This window comes from Candidatus Obscuribacterales bacterium, assembly GCA_036703605.1.
Taxonomy (GTDB): domain Bacteria; phylum Cyanobacteriota; class Cyanobacteriia; order RECH01; family RECH01; genus RECH01.
Genome location: DATNRH010000217.1, coordinates 1 through 1,254, shown reverse-complemented (window position 1 = coordinate 1,254; position 1,254 = coordinate 1). Strand labels below are relative to the sequence as shown.

General features: G+C 53.3%; 1 protein-coding gene. It reads left to right on the top strand.

What is annotated here, in order from left to right; translation table 11 throughout:
• Positions 1-1,146, top strand: a 1,146-nt coding sequence (locus V6D20_04595) for an ABC transporter ATP-binding protein (GenBank protein HEY9815072.1), incomplete at its 5' end; no start/stop codon positions are given.
• Between the last annotated feature and the right edge of the window lie 108 nt (positions 1,147-1,254).

The following is a 1,254-nucleotide window of genomic DNA, read 5'->3' as shown; positions in this document are numbered from 1 at the left end:
CGCATTAAGCCTGTGGAAAAGTTCTGGGCTTTGCGCGGCGTGTCGTTTGAGGTGGCGGCGGGGGAAATGATCGGGGTGATTGGCCACAATGGAGCTGGAAAATCAACCCTGTTGCAAATCTTAGGTCAGGTTGCCTATCCTACCGAGGGACGAGTCAAGATGCGGGGGCGCATTGGAGCACTCCTAGATTTAGGAGCTGGCTTCCATGGTGACCTAACAGGGCGAGAGAATGTGTTTGTGACCGCGATTGTAGCTGGCCTACCCCGCCGCGAGGTGGCCCGACGATTTGATCGCATCGTAGACTTTGCCGAACTAGAAGGATTTATCGATAATCCTGTGCGCACCTACAGCACTGGGATGATGATGCGCCTAGCTTTCTCCGTTGCTGTGCATACCGATCCAGATATTTTACTCGTGGATGAGTTTTTATCTGTGGGAGATTTATCATTTCAGTCGAAATGCCTGAATCGGATTGCCGATATGAAAGATCAGGGCTGCGCCATCGTGCTGGTATCCCATGATGTAGGGCAGGTTGAGCGATTGTGCGATCGCGCCCTCTGGCTCAAGCATGGCACCGTGGTGGCCTATGGTGAACCGTCGGTGGTGGCGGGGCAATATACGATGGAGATGCGATCGCAAACCCAGCAGCGCACCCCCCAACGTCCGGTGCAGTTAACGGCGGCGGGGACAGAGTTACGGGTGAATGAAAATCGCTTTGGCTCCCTAGAAGTGGAGATCACGGCGGTGCGCTTGTTGCCCCAAGCTACCCTGGAATCTGGAGCATCTCTCTGTGTTGAAGTAGACTATGAAACCCGTCAACCCGTGAATAGCGCTATTGTTAGCGTCACGATCAGTCAAGACAGTGGCGAAACCTGTTTAGACGTCAACACCCTAGATACAGGCATTCCCTGCGTGCGGCTGCAGGAACAGGGAACAATTCGGCTGAACCTCGATCGCCTGGATCTACGAGGCGGCAACTATTTTGTAGATGTGGGGCTGTATAAACAAGACTGGAGCTATGCCTATGACTACCACTGGCATGTTTACCCACTGACTGTAAATACGACCCTTCCCTCTAAGGGCATCTTACACCCCCCTCTACGCTGGGAGGTTGTGGGAGATGGGGTGCGATCGCTTACTCCTTAACGAATTACACCAGGATAGATCCTAACCCATGGCTGAACTTATACTCCCAGAACTCTATGACCCCGAGTTTTTCGAAGCCCTACGAGAGGGTTCACGCCAATCTGCTCA